Here is a 1,567-nt window from a genome sequence, read left to right as displayed (position 1 = left end):
GAGACAGGCCCCGCTCCCCGCCCTGGTGCTGGCCGCGGCGGTGATGCTCGCCCTGCTCGCCCCCCGGGCCTGGGACCGGCTCCTGGCACGCCGAGGCGGCGAGCACTGGGACGGTTACGAGCGTCTGAACGCCGACTACCTGGAGGCCCTGCAGGGCATGCCGGCCCTGCGCGCCGCGGGGGCGACCGGCCGGGTCCGTCGACGGCTGGAGGACCGGTCCGCGGAGGTCCACCGGACGACGGTGGCCAAGCTGCGGGTCTCCCTGGTGGACACCGGGATCACCGATCTGGCGGTGCAGGGCGGCACGGTCGCCGCCGTGCTGCTGGCCTGTTGGTCCGCCGCCACGGGGAACGCCACGGCGACCGCCACGTACCTGGTGCTGATGCTCACCTCCGAGGCCTTCCGCCCGATCCGTGACCTGTCGCGGGAGTGGCACTCGGGCTATCTGGGGATCTCCGCCGCCGACGGCATCGCAGCCCTGCGCTCGGCCCGCCCCGCCGTCACCGATCCCGCTGACTCCGCGGACTCCGCGGACTCCGCTGACTCCGCGGATCGGGTGCCCCCGCCCGGGAGGGGAGCGGAGGGGCGGCGCGGCCCGGACGGGGGAGCGCCCGACATCACGGTCCGGGACGTGACCTTCCGACACCCGGGCGCCGGGCACCCCGCCCTGGACGGGGTGGACCTCACGGTCGGGGCGGGACGGGTGACCGCCCTCGTCGGCCCCTCGGGGGCGGGCAAGTCCACCCTGCTCTCCCTCCTGGCGCGCCACCACGACCCCGACCGGGGGGAGATCCTCCTCGGCGGCCGGCGGCTCGACACCCTTCCCCTGGCCGAACTGCGCCGCCGGATCGCCGTCGTCTCGCAGCGCACCCACCTCTTCCACGCCTCGGTCGCGGAGAACCTGCGCCTGGCCCGGCCCGACGCCTCCACCGCCGACCTGACCCGGGTCGCCCGCTCCGCCGGGATCCTGGAGGAGATCCTGGCGCTGCCCCACGGATGGGACACCGTGCTCGGCGAACGCGGCGAAACCCTCTCCGGCGGACAGCGCCAACGGCTGGCCCTGGCCCGGGCGCTGCTGTCGCGGGCCCCGGTGCTGCTCCTGGACGAGGCGACCAGCGCGGTGGACGAGCACCGGGAGTCGCGGATCACCCGCGACCTGCTCGCGGCGGCGGGGGACCGGACCTGCCTGGTGGTGGCCCACCGACCGGCGGCGGTGCGGGACGCCCACCGCATCCTCGTCATGGACTCCGGGCGCGTCGTCGAGACCGGCGACCACGCCTCGCTCCTCGCCGCCGGCGGGCTCTACGCCTCACTGGTGACGGCCGGGGGCGCCGGCCGGGGCGTGCCGACCGATCGAACCGACCCCCTCGAACCCCCCGACCCATCCGGTCCGCGGGACCCGTCCGGCACGCCCGCGGCCCCCGTGTCCGGCGGAGCCGCCCTGTGAACCCCGACCACTCCCTCGACGAGTCCGTGACCGCGCCCCCCGCGACCGGGGAGGACGCCCCGCGTGTCCCCGCCCCCCGGGGGAGCGGCCGGGACCGACCGGCCGTGTCCGGTGCCTCCC

1 protein-coding gene is annotated in these 1,567 nt (G+C 77.2%); it reads left to right on the top strand.

The window, feature by feature from the left end; all coding sequences use genetic code 11:
* The coding region (locus FOE67_RS25350; protein ID WP_182667151.1) for an ABC transporter ATP-binding protein/permease at positions 1-1,447 on the top strand (1,447 nt) is incomplete at its 5' end.
* Between the last annotated feature and the right edge of the window lie 120 nt (positions 1,448-1,567).

The organism is Streptomyces calidiresistens (genome assembly GCF_014141525.1).
In the GTDB taxonomy this organism is placed as follows: Bacteria; Actinomycetota; Actinomycetes; order Streptomycetales; family Streptomycetaceae; genus Streptomyces; species Streptomyces calidiresistens.
This window is presented reverse-complemented; position numbering and strand designations above follow the sequence as displayed.